A 333-nucleotide genomic window follows, 5' to 3' on the forward strand; every position below is an offset into this window, starting at 1 on the left:
GAAGTATATGTTTTCTACGGATATCTAAACATAAAGCCGGCCTCCCGTGGCCGGCTTTACTTGTGCAAAAAAAACAAAGGGAAGCAGAATCTCCCCCTGAATGTTTGCTTATTGAATGTTCGATCCAGGTGGGAACTGATTTTTATATCCGGAAAATTGTTGATACGATTGGCTTAGGCTCGGAGCCTGCGCCTTTTCTAAACTATACCAGCCTTTTTCGAACATAAGGTTATAGAGCTCACGCTGCATCTCCTGATTTTCTTTCGAAACGGAGAAAATGTCTTGGAATAATGCTTGGTTACTCATTTCATGCAAGGCAACGGAAAAGGAGTT

The 333-nt window shown here is 42.0% G+C and carries 1 protein-coding gene; it reads right to left on the reverse strand.

The features are described from left to right. Positions 1–108 precede the first annotated feature (108 nt). The coding region (locus SB773_RS30660; RefSeq protein ID WP_410593995.1) for a spore coat protein at positions 109–333 on the reverse strand (225 nt) is incomplete at its 5' end.

Source organism: Bacillus sp. SIMBA_074, from assembly GCF_046534555.1.
Classification (GTDB): Bacteria; Bacillota; Bacilli; order Bacillales; family Bacillaceae_G; genus Bacillus_A; species Bacillus_A mycoides.